At 35.3% G+C, this 25,343-nt stretch carries 20 protein-coding genes and 1 tRNA gene; 9 read left to right on the top strand and 12 right to left on the bottom strand.

What is annotated here, in order from left to right; all coding sequences use genetic code 11:
* Nucleotide 1: 1 nt before the first annotated feature.
* The 4 genes from ABWU36_RS03920 (at nt 2) to dapA (ending at nt 2,484) form a co-directional block, all read left to right on the top strand.
* Complete coding sequence (locus ABWU36_RS03920) at nt 2–817, top strand: hypothetical protein (protein WP_253309204.1); 816 nt, start codon at nt 2–4, stop codon at nt 815–817.
* Between the two features lie 110 nt (nt 818–927).
* Nucleotides 928–1,001 (top strand) — tRNA-Arg (locus tag ABWU36_RS03915).
* Nucleotides 1,002–1,068: 67 nt separating this feature from the next.
* Nucleotides 1,069–1,542: a single-stranded DNA-binding protein gene (gene ssb, locus ABWU36_RS03910; RefSeq protein ID WP_096616007.1), complete on the top strand. Its 474-nt coding sequence runs from the start codon at nt 1,069–1,071 to the stop codon at nt 1,540–1,542.
* Nucleotides 1,543–1,551: 9 nt separating this feature from the next.
* The gene (gene dapA / locus ABWU36_RS03905) at nt 1,552–2,484 is read left to right on the top strand and encodes a 4-hydroxy-tetrahydrodipicolinate synthase (protein ID WP_253309202.1); all 933 of its coding nucleotides are present in this window, start codon (nt 1,552–1,554) and stop codon (nt 2,482–2,484) included.
* On the opposite strand, the gene ABWU36_RS03900 is transcribed toward dapA, so the two are convergent.
* The 4 genes from ABWU36_RS03900 to ABWU36_RS03885 form a co-directional block, all read right to left on the bottom strand.
* A complete protein-coding gene (locus ABWU36_RS03900) occupies nt 2,474–3,019 on the bottom strand; it encodes a hypothetical protein (RefSeq protein ID WP_353273027.1) in 546 nt (181 codons plus the stop codon). The two genes, dapA and ABWU36_RS03900, sit on opposite strands and share 11 nt — an antisense overlap.
* Nucleotides 3,020–3,186: 167 nt before the next feature.
* Nucleotides 3,187–4,092 (bottom strand): Rpn family recombination-promoting nuclease/putative transposase, encoded by a 906-nt coding sequence (locus tag ABWU36_RS03895; RefSeq protein ID WP_353273026.1) that lies wholly within the window; start codon nt 4,090–4,092, stop codon nt 3,187–3,189.
* Between the two features lie 344 nt (nt 4,093–4,436).
* Nucleotides 4,437–6,434, bottom strand: a complete 1,998-nt coding sequence (gene ligA, locus ABWU36_RS03890; RefSeq protein WP_253309199.1) for an NAD-dependent DNA ligase LigA — start codon at nt 6,432–6,434, stop codon at nt 4,437–4,439.
* Nucleotides 6,435–6,438: 4 nt separating this feature from the next.
* Nucleotides 6,439–6,585 (bottom strand): hypothetical protein, encoded by a 147-nt coding sequence (locus tag ABWU36_RS03885; protein ID WP_264687924.1) that lies wholly within the window; start codon nt 6,583–6,585, stop codon nt 6,439–6,441.
* Between the two features lie 78 nt (nt 6,586–6,663).
* Between ABWU36_RS03885 and gltX the strand changes: the two genes are divergently transcribed.
* Nucleotides 6,664–7,986, top strand: a complete 1,323-nt coding sequence (gltX, locus tag ABWU36_RS03880) for a glutamate--tRNA ligase (protein ID WP_264687925.1) — start codon at nt 6,664–6,666, stop codon at nt 7,984–7,986.
* Nucleotides 7,987–8,149: 163 nt separating this feature from the next.
* A complete protein-coding gene (locus ABWU36_RS03875) occupies nt 8,150–9,031 on the top strand; it encodes an Rpn family recombination-promoting nuclease/putative transposase (protein ID WP_353273025.1) in 882 nt (293 codons plus the stop codon).
* A gap of 9 nt (nt 9,032–9,040) precedes the next feature.
* Here the strand turns inward: ABWU36_RS03875 and ABWU36_RS03870 are convergent, their stop codons facing one another.
* Genes ABWU36_RS03870 through ABWU36_RS03860 form a run of 3 tightly spaced genes read right to left on the bottom strand, consistent with a single transcriptional unit; the run spans nt 9,041 to nt 10,822 of the window.
* Entirely contained in the window at nt 9,041–9,436 is a 396-nt protein-coding gene (locus ABWU36_RS03870) for a cytochrome c-type biogenesis protein CcmH (protein ID WP_264735675.1), read from the bottom strand.
* Nucleotides 9,420–10,460 (bottom strand): hypothetical protein, encoded by a 1,041-nt coding sequence (locus tag ABWU36_RS03865; RefSeq protein WP_264687927.1) that lies wholly within the window; start codon nt 10,458–10,460, stop codon nt 9,420–9,422. The genes ABWU36_RS03870 and ABWU36_RS03865 overlap by 17 nt, the downstream gene beginning before the upstream one ends.
* Before the next feature lie 2 nt (nt 10,461–10,462).
* Nucleotides 10,463–10,822, bottom strand: coding sequence for a ferredoxin family 2Fe-2S iron-sulfur cluster binding protein (locus ABWU36_RS03860; protein ID WP_064125547.1), 360 nt, complete (start codon nt 10,820–10,822; stop codon nt 10,463–10,465).
* A gap of 919 nt (nt 10,823–11,741) precedes the next feature.
* Here ABWU36_RS03860 and murD point away from each other — a divergent pair.
* The 3 genes from murD (at nt 11,742) to ABWU36_RS03845 (ending at nt 15,203) form a co-directional block, all read left to right on the top strand.
* Nucleotides 11,742–13,148, top strand: coding sequence for a UDP-N-acetylmuramoyl-L-alanine--D-glutamate ligase (gene murD / locus ABWU36_RS03855; RefSeq protein WP_265016666.1), 1,407 nt, complete (start codon nt 11,742–11,744; stop codon nt 13,146–13,148).
* 6 nt (nt 13,149–13,154) lie between these two features.
* Nucleotides 13,155–13,754, top strand: a complete 600-nt coding sequence (locus tag ABWU36_RS03850; protein WP_264329272.1) for a COQ9 family protein — start codon at nt 13,155–13,157, stop codon at nt 13,752–13,754.
* A 90-nt stretch (nt 13,755–13,844) separates the two neighbouring features.
* Nucleotides 13,845–15,203 (top strand): hypothetical protein, encoded by a 1,359-nt coding sequence (locus tag ABWU36_RS03845; protein WP_353273024.1) that lies wholly within the window; start codon nt 13,845–13,847, stop codon nt 15,201–15,203.
* Here the strand turns inward: ABWU36_RS03845 and rsmD are convergent.
* The 5 genes from rsmD to ABWU36_RS03820 all read right to left on the bottom strand — a co-directional run bounded on the left by rsmD (nt 15,200) and on the right by ABWU36_RS03820 (nt 25,339).
* Nucleotides 15,200–15,748, bottom strand: a complete 549-nt coding sequence (rsmD, locus tag ABWU36_RS03840; protein WP_253309159.1) for a 16S rRNA (guanine(966)-N(2))-methyltransferase RsmD — start codon at nt 15,746–15,748, stop codon at nt 15,200–15,202. The genes ABWU36_RS03845 and rsmD overlap by 4 nt on opposite strands.
* Nucleotides 15,749–15,868: 120 nt before the next feature.
* Complete coding sequence (locus ABWU36_RS03835; protein ID WP_253309160.1) at nt 15,869–16,501, bottom strand: hypothetical protein; 633 nt, start codon at nt 16,499–16,501, stop codon at nt 15,869–15,871.
* Complete coding sequence (locus ABWU36_RS03830; protein WP_353273023.1) at nt 16,485–19,859, bottom strand: type IV secretion system protein; 3,375 nt, start codon at nt 19,857–19,859, stop codon at nt 16,485–16,487. Before ABWU36_RS03830 ends, ABWU36_RS03835 begins: the two co-directional genes overlap by 17 nt.
* A gap of 90 nt (nt 19,860–19,949) precedes the next feature.
* A complete protein-coding gene (locus ABWU36_RS03825; protein WP_353273022.1) occupies nt 19,950–22,943 on the bottom strand; it encodes a type IV secretion system protein in 2,994 nt (997 codons plus the stop codon).
* Nucleotides 22,940–25,339: a type IV secretion system protein gene (locus ABWU36_RS03820; protein ID WP_353273021.1), complete on the bottom strand. Its 2,400-nt coding sequence runs from the start codon at nt 25,337–25,339 to the stop codon at nt 22,940–22,942. Before ABWU36_RS03820 ends, ABWU36_RS03825 begins: the two co-directional genes overlap by 4 nt.
* Nucleotides 25,340–25,343 lie beyond the last annotated feature (4 nt).

The raw sequence follows: 25,343 nt of genomic DNA, 5'->3' as shown, positions 1-25,343 counted from the left end.
GATGAACATAAAGCTGTTTTTTATTTTTACGCTACTCATTTCCAATGTTAATGCATATTGCAGTTGTGAAGATATCATAGAAAGCATAGAAATTTGTAAGGAGTATTCTTGCCGACAATATATTGGCAATGAAGATTTTATTGAGCATAAAATATTAGGATTAAATAGTGGAAATTTATGCGTATATATAGAAAAACAAGGTGATGATGAAATGGTTTGTCATCATTCTCAGTATGGAATGATGATAGAAAAAAGATATTTTGAAAGTATTCTTAAAGTTGGCAATCAAGAAATCGATGATTTTATTGATATAGCAAATTTGCGTGCAAAAGAGTGTTTCTTTATTAACAATCAAAAACTAAGCTATACAGATCGGGACGATATAATAAGAGAAGCAGTGGAAAGTGACTTTGACGTTTTGTCACAATATAGTAACGTAAAAAGCATTTTTTTTGATGAAGAGCCAGTTAATAGAATGGTCAATGAAATGGAAAAGTTCAATTTACGGTCTTCAAGAGCTGCAAAAGAGGAGGTATCAGATAATTTCAACTGTAAGGTAGTGAGTTTAGACTCAATTTTATATCTTTCTTCCGATACATGGAAAATATGGGTAAATGGAAAGCTGTTTATAAATACTAAGGACTTAAAGGTGCACTCAGTCACTGAAAATTGTGTGACTTTTGTATGGGCCGTAGATCAAAAAGCAATAAAAAAGCATGCGAATGATTCTCAAAATGTATATCTTGGACATGGGAGTGTTATGTTTACGCTTTATCCAAAACAAAAATTTGACTTGGATAGCTTATCTATTAAATAATTTAGTATATAGCCAAAGTGACTTAGGTTTACCGACAATTTGAAAAACCGTCATCCCGCTGCTCGTTAGCGGGATCTCAACATAGATACCGCGGGTGGGTAGCTATATATGCGCTTGTAGCTCAGTTGGATAGAGCGTTACCCTCCGGAGGCAAAGGCCGTGGGTTCGAATCCCTCCAAGCGCACTTTTAATTAAATTTGACAATAGTACTTTCACATAAGATAATAAAGGGATTTATTTAGAGCATAATTATGTCTGGTGGTACCATAAACAAAGTCATATTAGTTGGTAATTTAGGAAAAGATCCTGAAATTAGGACTACACAAAATGGAAAAGAGATGGCAAGTTTTTCAATAGCCACGTCTGAAAGTTGGACTGACAAACTTTCCGGTATGCGCTCTGAAAAGACAGAATGGCATAATATTGTAATTTTTAGTGAAGGATTAGTAAAAATCGTCAAAGATTTTGCACGCAAAGGCAGTAAAGTTTATGTTGAAGGTTCTTTGAGAACTAGAAAATGGACTGACCAAAACGGTAGTGAAAGATACACAACAGAGGTGGTTCTATATAATTTTAATAGCGCTCTTACTCTCTTGGATTCGCGACCAAATTCCGATTACAAGCCAAGTGAATACAAGCAAAATGAAACAGAACAAAAAAATAAGCACGAAAGTTTTGACAACGATATAAAAGATGAACTAATCGACGATGAAATACCATTTTAACAATTTAAATTGAAATTTATATTTTTATGGACTGCTTGTGTTACTCCTTTTAATTGCAATGGGGATGACATAGATTACCGCAGTTTGCAGCGTTTACTTACAATACAAGCTGAAGCTGAAAATGGCGTAGTGTTACTGGGTAGCACAGGTGAAGGCCTATCGCTTACTGATTCTGAAAAGCGTACATTAGTTGAATTTGTATGTAAGCTAAAATTAAATACGAAAATTATAATTGGTGTACCAGGAGTGAATCTATATCAAACTCTTGAATGGCTTGATTTTTGCAAGGGTATGCCTATTCATGGCTATCTAATGACAACTCCCATTTATGCAAAGCCCGGAATTATGGGGCAGACTTTATGGTTTGAAAAGCTGCTTGAGAAAGCACATGTGCCGGCTATGTTTTACAATATTCCATCGAGAGCAGGAGTGAGTCTTCACGCTGAAACTGTACGCAACTTATCCAGCCACGAAAAATTTTGGGCTATCAAAGATTCAAGTGGCACCGTTGATACTTTAGCTCAGTATAAGAAAGTTGCTCCAAATATTGAGGTCTTTTACGGAGATGATAATATGATATCCGATATGGCCGCTTATGGTGCGGCTGGTCTGGTTTCCGTTGCTTCCAATGTTTGGCCACATGTAGCACATGAATATGTTAAGCAATGCCTACTGTCATTCCAGCACGTAACTAGAAAAAAAACAACTCCTCAAATGACAGGAAATGACATGAAAAGTTCAACAGATATCTGGCAACAAGCTTGCAAAGCTCTATTTATTGCCAGCAACCCAATACCCACTAAAGCACTTTTGCATGATATTGGTCTTATAGAACATCAAACTGTCCGCCTACCACTCAGCACAGAAGACTTGCCTTCTGTTGAAAAATTGAGGCAAGCCAATAAAATGATTCTTGGATGGAAAGAACTGACTAATGACTAGGGCTAGGAACACAATCTGCACTAGCACCATTAACTTTCACACCGCTGTCAACCGAGCTACCTGGTGGTGTTGGTGGAGAAGAAGAGCGTTCAGTTATTGCACTAAAAAGTGACATAATAACTTTGCATGCTACTGCAGCTAAGACGGCTATAGCTAGGGGCGATTCAAGGCCAAGGGCAGCTAAACCTGCTCCAACTCCAAAAGAAACAACAGCCCCTGCTATAAGAGGTAAAACACACTTACTCAATTTATCAAACAATTCAGCTTTTTCATTTATCTTTTTTTGGTCATATATATTACCGTATATTTTATCGAGAGAGCTTCTATCTATAAGCAATAAAATGCCAACAAGCGTACACGCAACTAGCGGGAGCATAGAGCCAATCATCCCCCCTGCGATCAAAGGCGGTAAACTAGGATAATATTTAAGAGCTGTGATACTAGCTATAAGCCCTACAGACCCTATGGCTATTGCTGCATATGATGCAAACTTTTTTAGGTTTACCGACGATTTGAAAAACGACAAATTCGTCATTCCGCTACTAGTTAGTGGAATCTATGCCGAGATACCGCGAATGAATCGCGGTATGACGTGTTGCTTGGGTCAGCTATAGGACCTGTACCAGCACCATGACCTTACCCAGAAAAAATGGAGAGAAAGAAAGGAGTTTTTTTGTGGTAATCCAATCAATCCGTAACCGTTCACAGATTTCCACTTAATTCTTCAATCTCACTAATAGAAAGGCCTGTAAACTTGACAATAGTGTTGACATCAACATTATTAGCCAGCATTGCTTTTGCGACTTCAATTTTCCCTTCAATTTTCCCTTCAATTTTTCCTTTCTCTATACCTTTTTGTATACCTTTCTCTTCAGCAAGATCAAGTCTGTATTCAAGAATGGCTTCTTCTTTCCGTAGATCCATTATTCTTTCTTCGTAAGCTACTAAATCTTTTTCGTTCCAACGAAACTTGTCTAATTCATCATATGCTAGCTTTATTATTGGCGCTTTTTCTGCAATTTTCTTTAGATCTTCATCTGTCGTTTCTTCAGCATATTTAAAGAAAAATAGCCAACGATCTACTATGCTTTCTAGCTGTTCTACTTTGCTTTTTGTAAATTTAGGTAACTCAATAAAGAAAAATTGAAAATCTTTTAAGTAATGGCCGTTGGTTTTTATATCACGTATATTATGAGTAGAGATATAACCAACTTCTTCAGGAAGTAAGTTACAATTGGAAATAGCAATAAAGAAGACTTTCTTTAAATCAATGTAGTTGCCAGATTTATCTAATTGTCTTGAGTAGGCTTTAGCGGCATATAATTGAGCGCGTTTTTCGAAGCCCTTGTCTCTAGCGAGCTGCATTTCTGCTATATATCTATTTCCATGAGAATCCTTGCAGAGAACATCAACAATACTTTGTTTATCAGAGGCAACTTCGGGATCCATAATAGTGCTAAGAAACTCAACTTCTTGTATTGCATTTATCTCAGTAAACCCTAAAATATCGTTCAAAAAGTGGATCAGGATATTCTTATTTTTTTCCGTTCCAAAGATTTTTTTGAAACACAAATCATTGCGAGGATCGAGAAATTTTGAAAGAGCCATGGCAAAAATGCTTGAAAATATTAATAATTATACACTATTATTAACAATTATTCAACCATATTTTTGAAGATAGCTATAGCTAAAGTGACTTAGGTTTACCGATAATTTGAAAAACAAAAATTCGTCATTCCGCTACTTGTTAGCGGAATCTATGCTGAGATACTGCGAATAAATCGCGGTATGACGTGTTGCTTGGGTCAGCTATAGGACCTGTACCAGCACCATGACCTTACCCAGAAAAAATGGAGAGAAAGAAAGGAGTTTTTTTGTGGTAATCCAATCAATCCAATTAACAGCTTGCTCATTATAGTCTTGCAACTTTGATTTAATATACAATCCAAATGTTATTTGAACACTCCCAAACTTATCACTTTATGCCACTGGTCTTCATCTAAAATTTCTACACCTAATTCCACTGCCTTTTTATATTTGGATCCTGGTTTTTCTCCTGCAATTAGGTAGTCAGTTTTAGCAGAAAGATGTGAGCTGACCTTTGCTCCTAGAGTTTTGGCTCTTACTTTTGCCTCTCCTCTACTCATAGCAAGTAGCTTACCAGTAAACACTATAATTTTATTATTTAAAACAGAGTCACTAGAGTTGGAGTTCACAGGAAGAATTTGAAGACAAGCAGTAAGATCATTTAACATTTTGATGTTATGTTCCTTAGAAAAAAATGATTCCAAAGATTCAGCCCCTTTTTTTCCTATGCCGTCTATACCGACTAGCTCAGTATTATCTGATGACAGTTCAATCATCGAATTATACCAATTATCATAAGAAACATAATAATCTGCAAGCAATTCTGCTGCAACTTGGCCAATAAATCTAATACCTAAAGAAAATATAAACCTATCTAGAGTTATTACCCTTCTGCTTTGTATAGAATTTAACAAATTAGCTATAGATTTCTCGCCCCAGCCAGACTGTCCTTCCAGATTAAATTCATCCAATTTTTCTTCTAAAGTAAAAATATCATGGATTTGTTTTATCAGATCAAGGTCGTAAAAAAACTCTATCTGCTTATCACCAAGGCCAACAATGTCAAATGCATCTTTCGATACAAAATGCTTTAGTTTTTCTATTATTTGAGCTTTACAGGCAAATTCCTCAGGACATCTTACTGCCGCCTCTCCCTCAACCTGACGTACTTTACTACCACATTCAGGGCATACTCCAGGAAACACAAATTCAGGTGTATTTGGAAGACGAGAATCTCTGCTTACTTCAACGATCTGGGGAATTACATCTCCTGCCCTTTTGATTGTTACAATATCTCCCTCTCTTATGTCTTTACGTTTTATCTCATCTTGGTTATGCAGACTTGCTCTACTAACTAGCACCCCACCAATATTGACTGGCACTAAATCTGCAACTGGAGTTAAAACCCCTGTTCTGCCCACCTGTATAAATATCTTATTTAACTTTGTTTTTGCATAAACCGCAGAAAACTTGTATGCAAGTGCTGAGCGCGGTGCTTTGTGAGTATTCCCTAGACGATTTTGTAGTACCAAATCATTTACTTTATAGACTATTCCATCAATATCATAATCCAAGTTATAGCGACAATTATAGACCTCGTTATAGAACTTCAGCATTCCATCCAAACTACTCGTTAAGGACTGATGCTCATTTACGCAAAAACCAAGTGCCTCAAGCTTATTTAGTATTTCACTTTGACTTTTCTCTGCTCCACCAATCAAAGAATAAGCAAAATATCTAAGTGGTCTACTTGCTGTAATGTTTGCATCCAATTGCTTTAGAGAACCAGCAGCTGCATTTCGAGGATTGGCAAATTCATCGTTTTCATTTAACTTTAAAAAGTCGCTGTTACTGATGTATATTTCACCTCTTACTTCTAGTCTTCCTTGCACGCCTTGCAAAAACTTAGGAAAGCCTTTTATTGTTGCAACATTGTGAGTGACATCTTCCCCTAAAAAACCGTCACCTCGAGTTGCAGCTTTAACAAATCTCCCATCCTCATAAATTGCAGAAAACGACAACCCATCAATTTTTGGCTCACATAATATCTCTATTTTGTCCTCAATTAAAAACCTCTTTATTTTAGACAAAAATTTCTCTACATCTTGTTCATCATAAGCATTCTCAAGAGAAAGCATAGGTTCTTGATGTTCCACCTTAGAAAACCTCTCATCAGGTGGAGCACCAACACTATCTTGTGTTGCATAAATTTCTGGAAATTGTGCCTCTATTTCAGCTAACTTTTTCTTCAGTTCATCATATTCAGCATCACTTATTTCTGGCTTATTTTTTTGGTGATACAAAACATTATGATAATTTATTTGATCTTGCAGTTTTTCTCTCATCTTTTCTAAGTTAGTCATGATATCAATATGATGCTACATTAGCCTTTGTCGTCAAGTTGTGAATTTTCTTGAATTTATCATATGGTCTTAATCCATCAAATATCAAAGGTGCCACAATGCTATAGCCATACTTATTCTTCTCTTGCTCAATTGTATTAGCAGATCTCACTTGCTTTAGCCGTATATTTATATAAAATTAAAATAAATTAGAGTAAATAAGTTATTATTTTACAATATTGCTATTTAAATGCTAACAAGATTCGCTCCAAGCCCAACTGGCTATCTCCACGTAGGAAACGTACGGACTGCTTTGGTTTGTTGGATGTACACACGTAATCAAAATGGAAAATTTCTACTCCGTTTTGATGATACTGACCTTCAGCGTTCAGATGTCAAATATATAAATAATATCATAGAAGACCTAAAATGGATTGGCATAGATTGGGATGCAAGTTTTAAGCAATCAGAGCGCTTTGAGCGTTACAATGAGGTGTTTTTGCAGTTAATAAAAGAAGGGCATGTTTATGCATGCTATGAAACAAGAGAAGAGTTAGACATTAAACGAAAATTGCAGTTAAAACAAGGACTTCCCCCGGTATATGACAGAAGCGCGTTACTTCTAACTGAGCAAGAGAAAATTCATTATGAGCAAGAAGGAAGAAGACCACATTTCAGGTTTAAATTGGATAGAAATGAAGTTGTTAAATGGAATGATGAAGTTAAAGGTGAAATAAATATTGCAACAAGTCACATCAGCGATCCTGTGGTAAAAAGAGAAGATGGAATTTATACATACATGCTACCTTCTGTTATTGATGACGTTGACTTTAATGTAACCCATGTTGTACGTGGGGAAGATCATGTAACTAATACCGCAGTTCAGATCCAAATGATTAAAGCATTAAAAGCGAAAATTCCTATATTTGCTCACCTTTCTCTACTACATTTTGATGATAGCAAGATATCGAAACGGAAAGGCGGGCTGGATATCAAGTCCATAAGAGAAGATGAGACTGAACCAATGGCGCTAGTTAGTTATTTAGTGAAGCTCGGAACATCCAATCCAATTGAAGCTTGCGCCTGTATGCAATCTTTGATTGACTCATTTGACATTAAAAAATTTAGCTCAGCATCTGTACAATTCAGCTTGAGTGAAGTATACAAGCTAAATAGCAAAGTGCTGCAACAAATGTCATTTGAAATTGTACAAGAACGTTTAAATCAAATTGGAGTGGGCTCCTCAGAGTTTTGGTATTTTATAAGGAACAATATAGAAAGGTTTTCTGAGGTGGCCAAGTGGTGGAAAATATGCAAATCTGATATAGAGCCTGTGATTCTTGATAAGGAGCTTATAAAAATTGCGTTCAATGCATTGCCTCAAGGCGATTGTAACGAAAACACATTATCAGAGTGGGTAAAAGCTATTCGACAGACAGTGGATATAAAGGCAAAAGACTTATTTATGCAGTTGCGTTCAGCTTTAACAGGAACAGAAACAGGACCAGAGCTCGCTAAATTATTAATTTTTATCGGCAAAGAAAATATCATTGCAAGGTTAAAAAAAAAGTGAAAATCAAAAAATTATATAGTAACCAGACTGCATTCTGTGAAAAACACGATCTTTCATTTGAGCTTTCTTCAATTTAAAGTAAATACAGAAACTAGCTATCTTCAAAAATATAGTTGAATAATTGTTAATAATAGTGTATAATTATTAATATTTTCCAAGCATTATGGCTCTTTCAAAATTTCTCGATCCTCGCAATGATTTGTGTTTCAAAAAAATCTTTGGAACGGAAAAAAATAAGAATATCCTTATTCACTTTTTGAACGATATTTTAGGATTTGCTGAGGCAAGTGCAATACAAGAAGTAGAATTCTTAAGTACTATCATGGATCCCGAAATTGCCTCTGATAAACAAAGTATTGTTGATGTTCTCTGCAAGGATTCTATTGGTAATAGGTTTGTGATTGAGATGCAACTGGCTCGTGATAAAGGTTTTGAGAAACGCGCTCAACTATATGCTGCTAAGGCTTACTCAAGACAATTAGATAAATCTGGCAACTACATTGATTTAAAGAAAGTCTTCTTTATTGCTATTTCCAATTGTAACTTACTTCCTGAAGAAGTTGGTTATATCTCTACTCATAATATACGTGATATAAAAACCAACGGCCATTACTTAAAAGATTTTCAATTTGTCTTTATTGAGTTACCTAAATTTACAAAAAGCAAAGTAGAACAGCTAGAAAGCATAGTAGATCGTTGGCTATTTTTCTTTAAATATGCTGAAGAAACGACAGATGAAGATCTAAAGAAAATTGCAGAAAAGGCACCAATAATAAAGCTAGCATATGATGAGTTAGATAAGTTTCGTTGGAACGAAAAAGATTTAGTAGCTTACGAAGAAAGAATAATGGATCTACGCAAAGAAGAAGCCATTCTTAAATACAGACTTGATCTTGCTGAAGAGAAAGGTATAGAAAAAGGTATAGAGAAAGGAAAAATTGAAGTCGCAAAAGCAATGCTGGCTAATAATGTTGATGTCAACACTATTGTCAAGTTTACTGGCCTTTCTATTAGTGAGATTGAAGAATTAAGTGGAAATCTGTGAACGGTTACATTACATAAAAGGTTTAAATATACTGGACATACTGATATACTTTCGTATTAAAAAACACCCAATAAGCAGAGTTGTGAGTGGAATAAACCACAAAATGTAAGTGCTAGGTGGGGTAGTTATAATTGAATTGCCGTAAGAATTTTTTAACTCTGAGATTATCTCTTCATCTGTGTATCCATCATTGATTTTTTTACGAATTGCTTCTCGCATATCATACGCAATCTGAGATCCAGATTCAGACAATGATTCGCCAGAACATATTGGACACCTTATTATTTCAAATAAACTGGTTGCTCGTTTTTCCATGCTTTTATCTCTGAGTTTATTATCCAGAGTAAAAGCGTTTACGCCTGAGTGAAATATCAATATGAAAAGTAAACTAACTACTGCTCTCATCCTTGGTTAATTGGGTTATTTTACTGAGTTGGTTCATAAAATCAGTGGTGGATAACTTTCCAATAAAGCTTGACCCTACATCATCATCGTACTTTATTGAAAATTGAACGCTGTCATCAGTTGTTTTTTCTGATAAGGAAGACATTAATTTTTCAAACGCATCTGAAGTTTTTGAGTCACCAATCATAAACGAGATTAATTCTTTATAATTTGATATAGCCACGTTGATTTTGTCTTTAAATGAAGACGTAACCAAATTATAATTTTGCATTCCACCATCTGCAGCAAGAGAAAAATTATTACTTTGAATTAAAAATTTCTCTATGTTGAAATTAACTCTGGAAGCTGAGATGTGGTTTACAAATTCGTAATCAAATTTAGTGTCGATACTAAGGTAACTTTCAGGACTTGCAGTATTTTTATACCGATAAGTATAAAAATCAAATCCTAGTTTAGTATTTCCACTTGGTTCTTTATCGAGGTGAAATTGAATGTAATTGCTTTTATCATTCACTTCAGTTATAACACTTTGCTGATTTTCTGAAACATCACATTTTAATCCATAATCTGCGTAACGAAGTGTATCTATATAGTCTATCACGGTACTATTTCTGTTGAATCGCAATGAAGATGGTAAATCATTTAGTCTAACAACAAAGTGGCTGCTATCGTTTGTGTGGCATTTTATATTCTTTTTCTCATCACCATGAACAACAATGTTGACTTCATTGCTTGGTATGTAGATATATACTGATTTATCAAACAATCTATTTTTTATCAATAAAGCATCAGATGAGATGGTTAATTGCTTATTGGAAAATTTTGGGTTTGTCACACGGAAAATTAGGTTAGAAGGAAGTCCACTGAAATCATGTGAAATATCAAACTTTTCGTCGTTAATGTATAGTATTGCTTCAGCTAAAAGATTTTTTACCTTACATGCAGAAAAATACCAAAAACCACCATACGCTACAGGAATAAACAAAAGTAAAGAGATGATAATATAGATAAAAATCTTACGCATAGCTAATTATTCCCCTGTTTATCCAATGATATATTTCTTGTACCCCTTGGTATGGTTACACACAAACCGTCGATATCTTTTGTGATTTTTATTTGGCACCCAAGTCTTGATGTCTCTGTTAAGCCGAAGGCTAGATCTAACATATCGTTTTCCTCATCAGATATGGGATTATGCGTTTCTACAGCATCATAAAATTCTGGATCAACAATCACGTGGCATGTAGAACAAGCAAGAGAGCCTTCACATGCACCTTCAAGCAGATCTGGATCACTTCTGTGGGCTAAATTAAGCAGAGTTTCTCCCTCTGCAGCTTCATAGCTTTTCTTACTCCCATCAGGTAAAACAAAAGTAACAGATGGCATATTATTCCTATTAAAATCCTTACTAATTTCTCTGTATTCTACAGGTAATAACTAATATTTGCAAACTCTTTGCAATTCCAGTGCCTATTTTTTGTCATCCAAGTACCCCTTTCTTGTCATTCAAGTAGCTGACTACTTGGATCCAGATTGGATACTGAGTTGGTGAGTATAAAAGTATAGCTTCTACGTCATACCGCCACGAACCGTCATACCGTGATTTATTCACGGTATCTCATCCGCTAACACGCAGCAGGATGACGAGGTTATCGTCATGCCGCCGCGAACCGTCATACCGCCGCAGACCGTCATACCGCCGCGGTATCTCTAGATCCCGCTAACAAGTAGCGGGATGACGAATTACTTAACCGTCATACCGTGATTTATTCACGGTATCTCACATAGATCCCGCTAACAAGCAGCGGGATGACGAGGTTATCGTCATGTCACCACGAACCGTCATACCGCCGCAGACCGTCATACCGCCGCGGTATCTCCAGATCCCGCTAACACGTAGCGGGATGACGGTTGTCGTTTAGCTATAAATATTTAAGAAATTTACCAAACGAAAAAAAGGCAAAAGAAGCCCCGAGTAGCGAGTTTTGACTCTATATTACTGTAAGTGGCGCTGTAATAATGTGCTGACGCTTAGTTTAAGCGCGATTTGGCTGAATGTAGAAAAAATTTAAAAGACATGCAGCCGCTATAATTTTATGTAATCCGCCAATAAATACCTGAGTTTTTTTACTGAATTTTGTTGTTGAGCCCGCGCGGATCAAAAACAAGTTTTGAGTCATAAATACCCTTAATACTACAATAAGGGGGCTGGCGGAGTTTGTCAAGGAAGTTTTTTCGTTTCTACTGAATGACAGTTGTGACCTATGCAAGAAGTCTGTTGTAGTTTGTACGATATCTTTATAAAATGGTTCGCATAAGTTATCTAGCAGTGCAACTAAACAAATACAAAAATCAAAACGTCGCGGTTTTTGGTCTTGGTAAAACTGGTTTATCCGCCATTAACGCTCTAATAAAGAGTGGTGCAAGAATATATGCATGGGATGATCATGAAGAGCAAATAGCAAATGCAAAAATGATGTATAAAAAATGTAATTTTATTCATCCCAAGGAATACAATTGGCATGAGATCAGTGCATTGGTTTTAAGCCCTGGAGTGCCAACAGAGCCACATTGGATAGTAAAACTTGCAAGGAGATTTGATTGCAAAATAAAATCAGACATTGAGCTATTTCTTGAAGCTAAAACTACGAACCAGAAGGTAATAGGCATCACAGGAACAAATGGTAAATCAACCACTACATCACTAATAGGGCACATATTAAAATCTGCAGGGAAAAAAGTAGCTATTGGTGGAAATTTAGGCGTTCCTGTTTTGGATCTAGAAAGAGATGCAGAAATTTATGTAATTGAATTTTCCTCTTTTCAATTGGAGTTGATGAATGAAATTAACGTGGACATTTCAGCACTGCTCAATATTACACCAGATCACATAGATAGGCATGGAAGTATGGAGAACTACATAGCAACTAAATTAAAACTGATAAACGGTAGTGAGGTTGCCGTAATAGGATGTGACAATGAGATTACTGCTGACATATTCAACAAATTCACTGGAAACAAAATTCCAATCTCAGCTTCGATGTCATCCTCTTTGTCATTCCAGCCACTTCTTTTGTCATCCCAGTGCTTGACTACTCGGATCCAGAAGATCTCGTTAAAACTAGAGAGTCATAGCTTATCAGTAAGCGACGTGAAAATAAACCTAATATCCAACGCAGAAAACATAGCAGCCGCATATGCCGTATGTAAGCTACTTGGAGTAGATAGCAACACTATTATCAATGGAATCAAGTCCTTTTCAGGACTGAGGCATAGGAATGAACTGCTTGGCAAAATAAGAAATGTGTTTTTCGTGAACGATAGCAAAGCAACTAATGCAAAGTCGAGCGAAAAGGCGATCTTATCTTATGAAAACATAAATTGGATCGTTGGTGGAAGAAGCAAAAAAGGTGGAATAGAATCATTAAGCAAGCATTTCACGAGGATTAGAAAAGCTTTTCTTATTGGAGAATCAACCGAAGCCTTTGCAAACACTATGGAGAATAAAGTAGATTATGTTAGATGTTGCAATCTAGAAGATGCATTCAGATTGGCTTTTGAAGAGGCCTTAAATAGCGCAGAAGAAGTAACTATATTACTTTCTCCCGCGTGTGCTTCTTTTGATCAATGGAAAAATTTCGAGGAACGTGGTGAAGCATTTTGTAGAATGTTTGAAAATCTCAGGTACAATCACACATGCTGTTTAGTATAATGTTGCGTGGAACAAGATGAAATAAAGTTAATAATAGATAAGCTAATTAGGGTTATTCCATTTGAAGGGATAAGCGATGAAACCCTATTAAAAATTTGCACAGACCTTAATCTAGCTAATAGCTTTTGCAAATTTCAGAATGGAATATATAGCGCTTTGGAGCACATAGCAGAGGACTTAAATAGCTCAATGGAAGCTGAACTAAGAAATTCCAATTTAGAAGATATGAAAGTGCGAGAGCGGGTAAAATTAGCTATTCAAATACGCCTTTCAAACTACGCTAAGCTACCGAATTATAGAGAACTTTTAAAAAATGTTTTATCATTCTCCGTATCACCAAAAAATACATATTTTTCTAGTAAACTTTTATACAGAACTATTAGCGCGATTTGGTATGGCATTCATGACCAATCAACAGATTTTAACTACTATACAAAAAGAGCAATATTAGCTGGAGTGTACTTAAGTACGATACTTTTTTTTATCAATGATTATTCAGAAGATTTTGCGGATACTTTATCGTTTCTTGATAACCGTATCAACAATGTCATGACATTTCAAAAATTCAAAACTCGCTTAAAAGGAATCATAGGAAATTTCTTATAAGCTTTTCATCATACTGGTTATTCATATTTATATTCTCTTGTTTTTTTTTGATCTTTATGTTAAAATAACTAAATATTCATTAACGATAAAATGAAAGTTATTTATCATACCAATAGTGATATCAAGCCAGAAAAAAATACAAAACACGTGATAAACTTTTTTGGAGTACTTGGGTGTATTAAGGTTAATGCTCGTGGTAAAAATCCACTTAAGGGACAAGAAAGTAAGTTAGTTAAGCATTATTTTGACTATCCCTATTTCTCTAGAATTGTTAATCCAAGATTCTTTCAAGAAGAATTAAATGCTGAAGAAAAAAAATTCAATAGGAGAATAATCTCACTATGGTTATGTTCTGCTATATTGTCCACTGCTTCTATTGTGTCGTTATACTTGGCATACCAGAATCAAAAATCAAAAAAGGTACTTACAGGGTTAGCTTTTGCATCAGTAGTGCTATCAATTTTGGCTACCATATGTTTTATCGTACTTTGCCTATGGATGCTTTTTGACTTTATTAAGAAGAGATTTGTAGTACACAGAATTAAAAGCTTTTTAGAAAATGAAGTCAGCCCTGAGTGGATAAAGCGTTATAAAAAAGAACTTATAGATAAAGATTCGAAAAGAGATGCAGAAGCTTGTGATCAAGAGTTGGAAAAAGATATAGAGGATATTATAGAGTTCCTCTTGGAAAGAAAGAAAATTGTAGCGCTATATGAATTTCTAACAAACGGTGAAAAGTTAGTTCAAGCTGGAATGGCAATGGTAAACATGTTACTTGTAAAAGGTGTGCATCCAAACAATATAATTTTGGATACTAACTCTCTTGGAGGAGGAATTGCAGCAGAAGTTTTAAAAAGATTTGAAAAACAAGGTATCTATTTAACATTAATTCATAGTAATTCTTATAGCTCACTTAAGGATGCAACTAATAACTTTCCTCATTGGATAGGGAATTTTTTCATGAGACGGCTTCCTGCAAAATTCTTGAATTTTTGGTTTAATCGTTGCGGATTGGAATTTAATTCACGAGAGATTATAGAGAATACAAAATGCCCTGTATTAATTGCTGGCAGGAAAGGCGATACTGTAATTCCACAGGAAGCACAACTCGTTGGTAAACTTCCAGATTCATCCACATCTGACACATCTGAATGGTTTAGATGGAATATAGTACTTGAACACGATCCTCAAAACACGGAGTGTAAGAGCAAAAATATTCATGCTGATCATAAAGAACATTTAGTTTATCGTGAGGATAATGATGATATAACAAAATACACCAGTTACGAAGAAAAAGAAAATAAATTTATTGAAAAAGCACATAAGTATTTGTTGAAAGGTAAATTTAATAGAAATTTTAAGCTAAAAGACTACTGTAAAAGTAGTATCTTTGGAAGCTTGACGGAAATAGAACTGAAACCCATCAATGAAAAGCATATACAAGTTTAAGTTAATAGAGAAAGAAAAATTATTCTTGCTATACCGTAGGTACGTTCCAAGATTATACTGAAGTTTTTATTGCACTCAAAACCTTCGTTTTTCCTAATCTCTAGAATTATCAATGCATCATCACTTAACCAGCCTGAGTGAGCTAGTCCATTCAACGTTGATTCAACTAGATTGCTATTGTAAGGTGGGTCTATAAAAACTACATCGCACTTTGAAATAGGTTGTGGCAATTTGTTAGCACTGCAACAAATTAGCGTGACATTGTTCGTAATTCCAAAATCTTCTGCTGTTTTTTTAGGCAGTTGCAAATTGTAATAATCTGAATCCACCATGAATGCATGTTTAGCACCGCGAGAAAGTGCTTCAAATGAAAAAGAGCCACTTCCGCAGAATAAATCAAGTACATTCAAGTTATAAATAGGTTTTCTTGAGGAAAGTATACTAAATATTGCTTCTCGGACAACACTCATAGTTGGTCGTGCAGCTAAATGCTTACCTGTAGTTATTTTTCTTCCGCGATATTTGCCTGCAATGATGCGTAGCATACTAAATAAGCTCCAAAATAACTAATTATTTAATACTATATGATTAATGTCAATATGGCTTTAGCAGTTTAATAGAGAGAAGCTATCGAGTCGCTTGTAAGAAAAACACAAACACAAAACTCATCCGTTATTTTTTTCTGATTTGCCTACTGCATTAATTGCTTGACCAATCTCATCTTGTAAACCACCATAATCATTTCTTTCATCATGATTTATCCCTTCAATTCTGCTTTCTAACTCCAGCTTAATTATAGTATTAATTTTATCTATGTTATCGAGAAAGCTTTTACATTCTTCATCACTATACTCTTCGCCAGATGCTTTTTTTTCAACAAATAGGTTTTTAAATCCTACTAAATTGGAATTCTGATCGGTATTCAGTACAACATTTCTCTCTACGAAGCTAAGATCTGATAGTAATAAACTAACCTCTAATAGATCTTCACTTTTAATGTTTGCAAGATTATCAAGATTGTCTAAAATATTAAACACCTTAAGCCTTTCTTGTGCAATCTCTTTGTCTTCCTTATCAAATTCAGACAATAAACTATGATTATCTACAAATTTCTCACTCAAAGCTTTATTTAATTTAGTGAGGTCGATATTGTTGTCTAGTGTGTTGTCTAATAGTAGATCTACTCTTGCCCTACGCGCATTTAAAATGTCATCGTAGTCATTTAACTTTATATTACCATCACCGTCTTGCTGCAGACCATAATAATTTAATCCTTTAAAGTTATGATTCTTCGTCATTATCACCCCTGTTATCAGCCCTTTCATTATTCTCACGTTCTGTATCTTCTCCAAAAAGTAATGAGGTGTCGTAATTTTCGCCTTCTTGATCTCTTTCTTTTTTTCTTCTAGCTCTTTCAGCACGTTTTTCTATATCTTCCGGAGTATTAGTGTATTTTTCTGTGCCTAACTCTCGTGCTAATTCATTTGATTGATCAGACTTATTTTCCTTTAGTGGTTGATCAAGCTTGTCTTTTTCTGGTTCTCTCTTACGTCCGATAGTGTAATCATGAAGTTTTTCTAAGAAATCTCGCCTATGCGATTTTGCTCTACAGAGCAGATTACCTTGGTAACCATCTTTTTCTCCTGTACGGTGGCTAACTCCTATAGAATCAAGGCCATGCTCCCAAGTAAACTTCATAGCATCTTCTATTGTATAGCCCAAATGTGACCCTACATATCCTTTATAATAATCTAAATATTTACCAATCCTTCTATGTGTAATATCTTCTTTATCAACTCCAAATGCCCTGTAAATTTTTTCCTCAAGCTTATCAATGTCATTTTCAGGCGATGTCACAAATTTTGTTGCTTCAATAGTAGCATTTACAAGTTTACGTGGCGCATCAATAGCATGTTTCAGTACACCTCCAACTCTTGGTATCCTACCCAGTAGATTAGCTGTACCTCCGGCTAATCTGTCTGGTAAATGAGTAGCCCAACTGCCTAAAGACTCTAGTTTTCCACCAGCAAAATCTTGCCACTTCTGCTTTAATCCTTCTGCTACACCAGCTAAAGGTGACGCATGATACATGCTAGATATGCTGTAAACGCTGTATCCACCACCGGCAATACTTGAGCCCATTTGTTGCACAAACTCACGTAAGGAGAACATTAAGAATGAGAGCAAGAATAATACAAAGATTTCCCCCGCATTGATTAAATAGCCCCTCTGTATGTCTTGCACCCTTTGGTAATCGCTATTTTCTTGATAATTTTTGCAATCCTCACAATCTTTACATTTCTGACAGTATTCACTGTTGGGATCCCTATATAATTTGTGCAAATCCTGTAATTGGCAATGTGGCTCTCGTCTAATAACATCCTGCACCAAAGACTTTATCTCTCTTTTAAGATCTGGTCTTATGGTACCTTTTCTGTAGTCATCCACTATTTTCCTATAATTTTTACATTTTTCTTCATCTTGCTGAGGTTGACAGTAAAGCTCTGTTATTTTACTATTCATACCACCTATCTTTTTGTCTATATTGTTGATCAGTAATATAATGTTAGCCCTCTCTGATGCATGAGATAAACTATTTGTTAAGCGTACTAGATCCTTTGCACTACAGTTATTATCCACTACTATATCACTTTTCGCAATATAGTGGTCTGCTGGATTCCTTTTAGTACCAGGAATTGGATTAAAGAAAGGATAATCTATATAACGAAAACCTTTTTCAATGTAATCCGGTGGAAGCAGGATATATCCAGCGCCTCCAGTAAATTTTATTGTACCACCTTCTCTGCTTATCTTTTCTATACCTTCTATGTTCTTATCTACGTTCAGCGGAGAAGCTTCTCCAAGAGTGTAAGGTACGAAAATTTGCCCTGGGGTCCAACCAAAGTACTGCTTATCAACGATACAAAAACCGCCAAACACCCATTTTGGAGCACATAACCTTACCTCAAACCATTTATTGTAGCATACAGTAAAACCTAACTGCCTATAAAAGGTATTCATTATAATGGAAGCCAGTAATGACAAGAGAGCAAATATCATAATCGACTGTAAACAAAAGCTGATGCAGAATTTTATCCAACCTTCAAACAGACTTTTCAGCGGTGAAAATAAAATAGAGATCAGGAACAATGGCATGATAGCTATAAGAAAAGCTATACCCATAAAACCAGAGAGAAATATTATGTAAGCATATAAGCACAGCAAGAAATATAAAACTATCCCTATGAAAATTGCTGGTATCATAAGTAAGCTTGCCCACATTTGGTAATGTAAAAACGCTGCAAACTTTTTCCAAACAGAATAAGCAAAAAACTTATTGAACATGTCCTCCATGAACTTAAACAACTTAGCTTCATCTCCTTGAGCAATACTTCCGGTGTTCATGTTGGGAGCAAAATTAGTAATTATACTTATCAGTTGTTCAAGACCTTTAACGAATAGAACGAGAAAATGATCATAGAAAAATCTAAAACTTCCAGGAGATATAAGCACTATTACTAGAGTGATTTTCATCATTCTGATGAGCATATCATGCTTAGTTTCTCGTATCATGCCAAAAAGATAAAGAAGCGATGAAATCATTACAAATAGAACAAGCAAGGAAAGAACAAAATTGTGAAAACTTGAACCTTTTTTAACTATATTCTCAAACATAGTTTGCGCAGCCGCACACTCACTACCTTTACAATCTTTATTAGGTGAGATCAATAAAGTGTCTTTTAGATAATGATAAACTTCATTGAAAAATCCAAAGGTACCTGGTTTTTGTACTCCATACAAAAACTCAAAAGAGTAGCCACCTACATTATCTAAGTAATATCTATCTAATATTTTTACATATATTTTCCATCCCTTTTCTAACTTCAACTCATTACAATTTCTGTCCTTTAATTCAGTGCTATCTCTGTCTAAAGTAAAAAGTCCATTGGCGCCCTCTGCTGTGGAGTTATAACCTAGATGTACAGTAGGATATTGAGGATCGCGCATTAACTTTAGATTTTCGTTAGGATCATCTTTCCCCGTTTGAAACAAAAGATAAGCACCATGACCATTGGTAAACCAGCATGGAGCACCACGTGATACTGTATTTGCGCTATCATCTTCATTAATGCACTTGCAATTTACAGTGCAACTTGCATTAGGCTTACTTGAAAATTTTTGTATGCTAGGTTTATAATCATTACAAACTAAGTGAAAGTCAGGTAGACTATTATCACCTGACTTGCCTTCAAATTTAGTTGCATATTTTAACTGCTCCAAGCTTTGTAAGGTATAACTGCCTTTTTTAGATTCCTTCTTGTTATTATTGCTCCAAGATGTCCATGCACCATTAACTCGCACTCTTAAACTATCTCCATTGGTTTCGAGTCCGGTATCCTCCCACTTCACCACTTGGTTATGGTGAAAACCATAATTAATTTCGCCAGTTTCAGGATCAATAACTTCTCCATCTTCTGGAATAAACGCATCGTGATCGTTTGTAAAATGAGCGCTTACTGCAATAGGTTCAGGACCAAAATAATCGGCAGATATGCACCTTGGGAAAGGCATATCGTTCTTACTACAACCTGTGATCAGCACATAAGCTGCAAGAAGTAATACCCTAAACCAACATTTGCCTAAGCGTGATTGCATATCTAAACTTTTTCCAAATATAGAAATAAATTTCTAAAACTTTACTTAAAATATCTTTTTAATTAGTTACTCCATAACATCATTCATATCTTACTTCTCTCCATTTCCTTCCTTGTTTTTAGCTTTATCACTAGGATCACTTCTTATTGTTTCATCAGGATTTTTTTGCTGACCTGATTGTTTTGGTGCTTCAGGTTTAGAGCTCCCCCTCTCCTTTTTATCAGGACCTTCTTGCTTACCTGATTGTTCTGGTATTTCAGATTTAGGGCTCATGGAATTATCCTTCACGTCAACTTCCGTCCGATCTTTACCCACTTGTTGCCTAATGTTCTGTATCATACCTTGGGTGTTATTATCAAGGCCAACAGTTGACAGTATAGCTTGTGATGCGCTTGTGGCAACTTGACGAACACTGCCAGCAACTCCCCAACCAGAGCTGAATAGTGCTTGTGCCATAGTTTCTGATATAGTAACAAAAGCTTCCATTGCATTAGCAATAATTAAGTACATAAATGCTTGGATCAGATCTATGGGCAACGCTGCAAAGTGCCCACCAGCCCTTTCTCCGGTACTGAGTGCAACATCAACATTAGTGCCAGGACTGTATCCAAGAGGCAGTATTGATTTCATCAAGCACAGATCATACGATAAGAAATTTACGCTAATTAAACATTGATAGCATGCAGAAAAATTTGTGAGATTGTATAGAACTGAATACATCAACTGATTTAAAAGAGATAAAGATGAAAATAAAATAACTGGTTGTACTGCAACGTGAGCCAGCGTTTTTATCCAGTTATCAAACAAGGGTTTAGTCTGTTGAAATAAAATAAACACGATAAACAAAGGTGTTAATGACAGTAAAAACGCCACTAGAACAGTAGATATTACATATTTAAACGTAGCGCTAATAATGCATTTTAAAAACGCAAAAGTAGCGTAGAGTATTGCCAAAAATGCAATAAAGCCAAAAGGACCAGAGAGCATCAACGATAAAAACTTTAACCAAGTTTCTGCTGTGAATAATATTCCTGCTGTCAAGTCTAAGAATGCAAATTTTCTCCCCCCTTCCCCTATATAGCCAGAAAAGCTATCAACTAAATAAGTGCTACCATCTATAAAAAGTCTGGATAAAGTTGTACCAAAAAGTTCCCAGCTTCTATCGCTAAAGGCAAAAGCTATAAATGCTATCTTGAACATTCTTACAATGAAATCAAATTTACTTAGCTGTATTGTTCCAAGCATATAGCCAACGACAGTAAATATAACGTATAGAGTAAGCAAAGCTCTTACTCCTTGAAGAAGACCTCTTGCATATCCTTTGTATGAATCTTTAACGCTGTCACCAATTACTTCTTTTTTCATAAAACCAAATATCTTGTTTATATTTGATGAAATAAAATCATTAATTTTTCTTTTGACAAATAAAGTTACACTATACTTATTGTTTTCGTAATATTTGCCATTTTTGTCCGTAATGTCATCTCTCTCTACGTTGCTTACATCAATACCAAAATATATCTTCTTAGATTCTTCGTTCTGAAAGTGTTTTCCGCTTATTACATCTAATATAGTGTACTCATCTTTTCCGTCTACTCTTTCTCTCACTTCTACCACTTTGAAATCATTAGTTCCCACACCATGCAAATCTTTAGGTGGCTCATCACCCAAATACACATACAGTTTTTCGCCATTAATATATTCACATGATCTAGTCACTTTAACATGGTACCCACCCCTATTAGCTCCATAATGATCATAATCTGCAATGGCAAGCATCACACTGCTACCAGGTGTTACACTTCCTATTGGATAGTCATGATTTAATTTCAGAGAAAAATCTCCAAATTCATCTTTAATTTGTGAACACACATTATCCCCTTTTGCACCCCTTTCCTTTGGAAGACATTGAATACCTTTAGCAGTATCTTGATCACCAAGATCACCAATTTTTGCAACAAGAGCCTCAGCCCATGAGATATCTTCTTCAGTGTTTGATGTAAAATCAACGTTAATCTGCATGGGACCCCCTTTATTTTCTTCTATCCTCTTAAGCTTATCTTCAACTCCTTTAAGGTGAGAATACATGTCACATTTATTTCCTTTATCATATTTGCTATACCTTATAGAAGAGACACAGTTCCGTTCTTTGTCTTTATATGTATAATTCCATATACCCTTCTCGGTATAGCACACGTTCTGATAGTAACAATTAAGCTCATAAGAGCTGTACTTTTTCACCTCGTTAGAATCGCAGTTTTTTCCATCACATAATTCGTTCAATCCTATTTTAGCGCGGCGTAAATCGAGTAGCGAGCCATATATCCATGGTTCGTTGTCTTGAATATAACCTTTATTAAAATGTACCTTATTATCATATGGGGTGTAACCATTGCCAACTAGCACTTTGCTTTCCTTTGCTTTTGTTTTATCAAGAGGTAAAAATTGTATTTCATTTTTTGTACCATCTTTACCATCACAAAAAAACTCTCCCCCCTGATGTACTTCACTCACTGTAGCTTTCTTATATACAGTTTCCTTACGGTCATTTTCTACAGCTTTATAACAATTATCATCAAAATTGATGCCTTTCCCTTCTGGATTGTCATAATCAATTGTTATTTTTCTGGGAACTAAGCTAAAGCTTAACCTGTCACCAGGACTTACTTTTATTCCAGTGTCTACATAACGTCTATTGCTGCCAAATTCTTTACCGCCGCACAATTCGTTTTCATTTACGCCATAATTATTAGGCACATCGTTAATATTTGCAGCTTTACTATAATTTGGTTCTGAGCCATCAGCACAAAAGCTAGCTGGCACAAGTACTTTCCTTGGATTTTTGTCTTCTTTAAAAGGGCAAAAATTTACTGATCCATCGAGGGTGAATTTGATTTCCTCACCCTTGCTAATTATCTGACCAGAATCAACCCAATGAATTTTAACTCCTTCATCTGCTTTATGAACTGGAACATCCACATTAACGCTGGTGTTTCTGCTCTGCAACCCAGGCTCAACACACTCCATAGTACAACCAGTGATTGCAAGACACAGTATCAATAATAGTGATCTTTTACTTATCATTGCTGTCTTCCTGGTTGTGGTATCTGAGGCGTTGACCTTTGAGTCCCTTGTGGTATTTGAGGTCTTGACGCACCTGACTGTTGAAAAGTACCTCCTCCTCTTCTTTGAACGCTTTGTTCATCTAACCCTACTGTTCCCATTAAGCTTTGTTGATATTCTTTTCCAGGTTCGTTTTGCACATAAGCACCAAACAACGAGTCAGATATTGCCGAAGAAGCTTTAACTAAAGCTTTCATAGCGTGTCCCAAAATAACAAAAGCCATCATAGCGGTAATATTAGGTGTATATTTGGAAGCATAACCATAGAAGATACAAGGGTTAAAAATCTTTAGGTTAATACTAAGTATACACGTAGAGCAGACTTCAAAATCAAATACTGAATATATGATATAATCCATAACCTGACTTATCAGTGATATAAAAATTAAAAGCACTACTGGATGAATCGCAAATCTTGCTAAATTTTTAACCCAGTTGTGAAACATCTGCCTAGTATACGCAAATAAAAGACAAATAATAAAAATAGGTGCTAAAGAAAGCAATAACGCAATTATTGCTATAGATGTAATAAAAGAAAATAAGGCATTAAAAATAGATAAGCTCACTGTGATTAAACCCCAAATCACCAAGCAAAAAGATACAATGCCCAAAGGGCCAGAAAATATAAGAGATACTATTAACAATACTGAATGCGATGACAGAAATCTATTTAACGGCAAATCAAGAAACTCAAAAACATTTGAAGTAGTGCCTCTGAAATTTGCTATTTCTATTAACTGTTTTGGGGTGTTAATAAAAATAGAAAATGCATTGTTATAAAAAAAATTCCAACTGTTGTCCTGCAGCAGCTGGGTAATAACTCCTATCTTTACGCATATAATTAGAAACTCATATATAGAAATATGAGTTAATCCAAAAAAGTAGTAAAGGGTATATAAGATTATGTATAATACTAACAGCGATATTATCGTAGATCTAATGATATTTGTTTTGCTTGATTTTAGAAAACTTTCGTAAAGATGCTTTACAGGACTAGTATCAGAGTGAATCGCGTTGGAGTCTTTATAGCTGGAACCAAAAAATGCAGTTTTTACTTTTTCGTCAAAAAAATTATAGATTGCACTAAAAGTTCTTGTAGGTGGCTCTTTAGTTGTTAGGTTAATGCTAAACTGACCTTCATTTTTGTAATCGCAGCCATGGTCTCTTATTCCGTAATATATGGTGCCTGTTTTGTCTTTTAACTTTTCTTTTAAGCTTTCCATGTATTGAACGTCATGAACTTGGCTAATATCCACAGATATATCCGCTTGGTCTTCACCAGGCTTATGGTCAGGGAATTTATCAGAAACACGTATATATAAGTTATTTTTTAGGCTATGGTTCTTTGTTACTCTTATGTTGAAACCACCTTTGTCATTTCTATCGTAGCAGTGCTCGTCATTTCTACTACATAAACTAAAAGTTAAACTTGGTGTTCGATGGTATTTTTCTATCTTATAATCACAGTTAGTACATATGCCACCTGTTGGAATGTATTCAAAATCTTCACCATCCATGTGAATTTTCAAAAGTGTAATGCCAGTTTTTATCTGTTTTTCTTTTAGTATTTTACTAATAGCTTCAACATCAGACCGGGATATCTCACCTTCTACACTATTGTATTCAATATATGCGCAACCTTTGTTTCCGCTGCCGGAAGGAAATTTACATATACGTCCGCAGAGTAAATTCAAAATGCGCGTATCTATTTCGCTTGCGCTGCTATCTGAAAGGCTCCTACAGTCTATATTTTCTCCTTGTTTTATAGAATTGATGATATTTTTAATCTTTTTTTCATCTTGATCTAACTTCGAAAACCAGTACTCTTTTCCATTCAACCATTGCGCATCGCCTATTATATATTTATTAGAACATATTCCATCTTGAATACTACCTTGACATTCTTCTTGATTTAAAACATGTGCAAAATGTTCCGTTTCTTGCTCGCTACACTTTTCATCGATTTTCACATACCTGATTTTTGTCTCACTCTCTTTATCTTTACACACTTTACTTCCAATAACACTAAAGCTTATCGTATCGTCTTTTTTAAGTGCAAATGGTAATGTAACGTCATTTCTCCCAGGCCTAATTGCAAAATCTGCATACTGCTTAGGACAAAAATTAACCTTACTAGGCACTATATTAATCTCTGTTACGCTTCTTATCCCATCTGAGATGTAAACACCAGAATCAACCCACTTCTGCTCTGTTGACACTATATCTAGTTTTTCACGCAAACCTGATAAATTTTCTGGCTTAATACAGTGATCCTCCCCGCATCCAGACAATAAAAAAAGTACCACAAAACTTATGCATAGCTTACCCAAGTTTTGGTTACTTAAACGTTTAAGCATCTGT

Source organism: Wolbachia endosymbiont (group A) of Portevinia maculata (genome assembly GCF_964028525.1).
Taxonomy (GTDB): domain Bacteria; phylum Pseudomonadota; class Alphaproteobacteria; order Rickettsiales; family Anaplasmataceae; genus Wolbachia.
The sequence above is the reverse complement of the archived record's forward strand: the minus strand, read 5'-3'. Positions and strand labels throughout refer to the sequence as shown.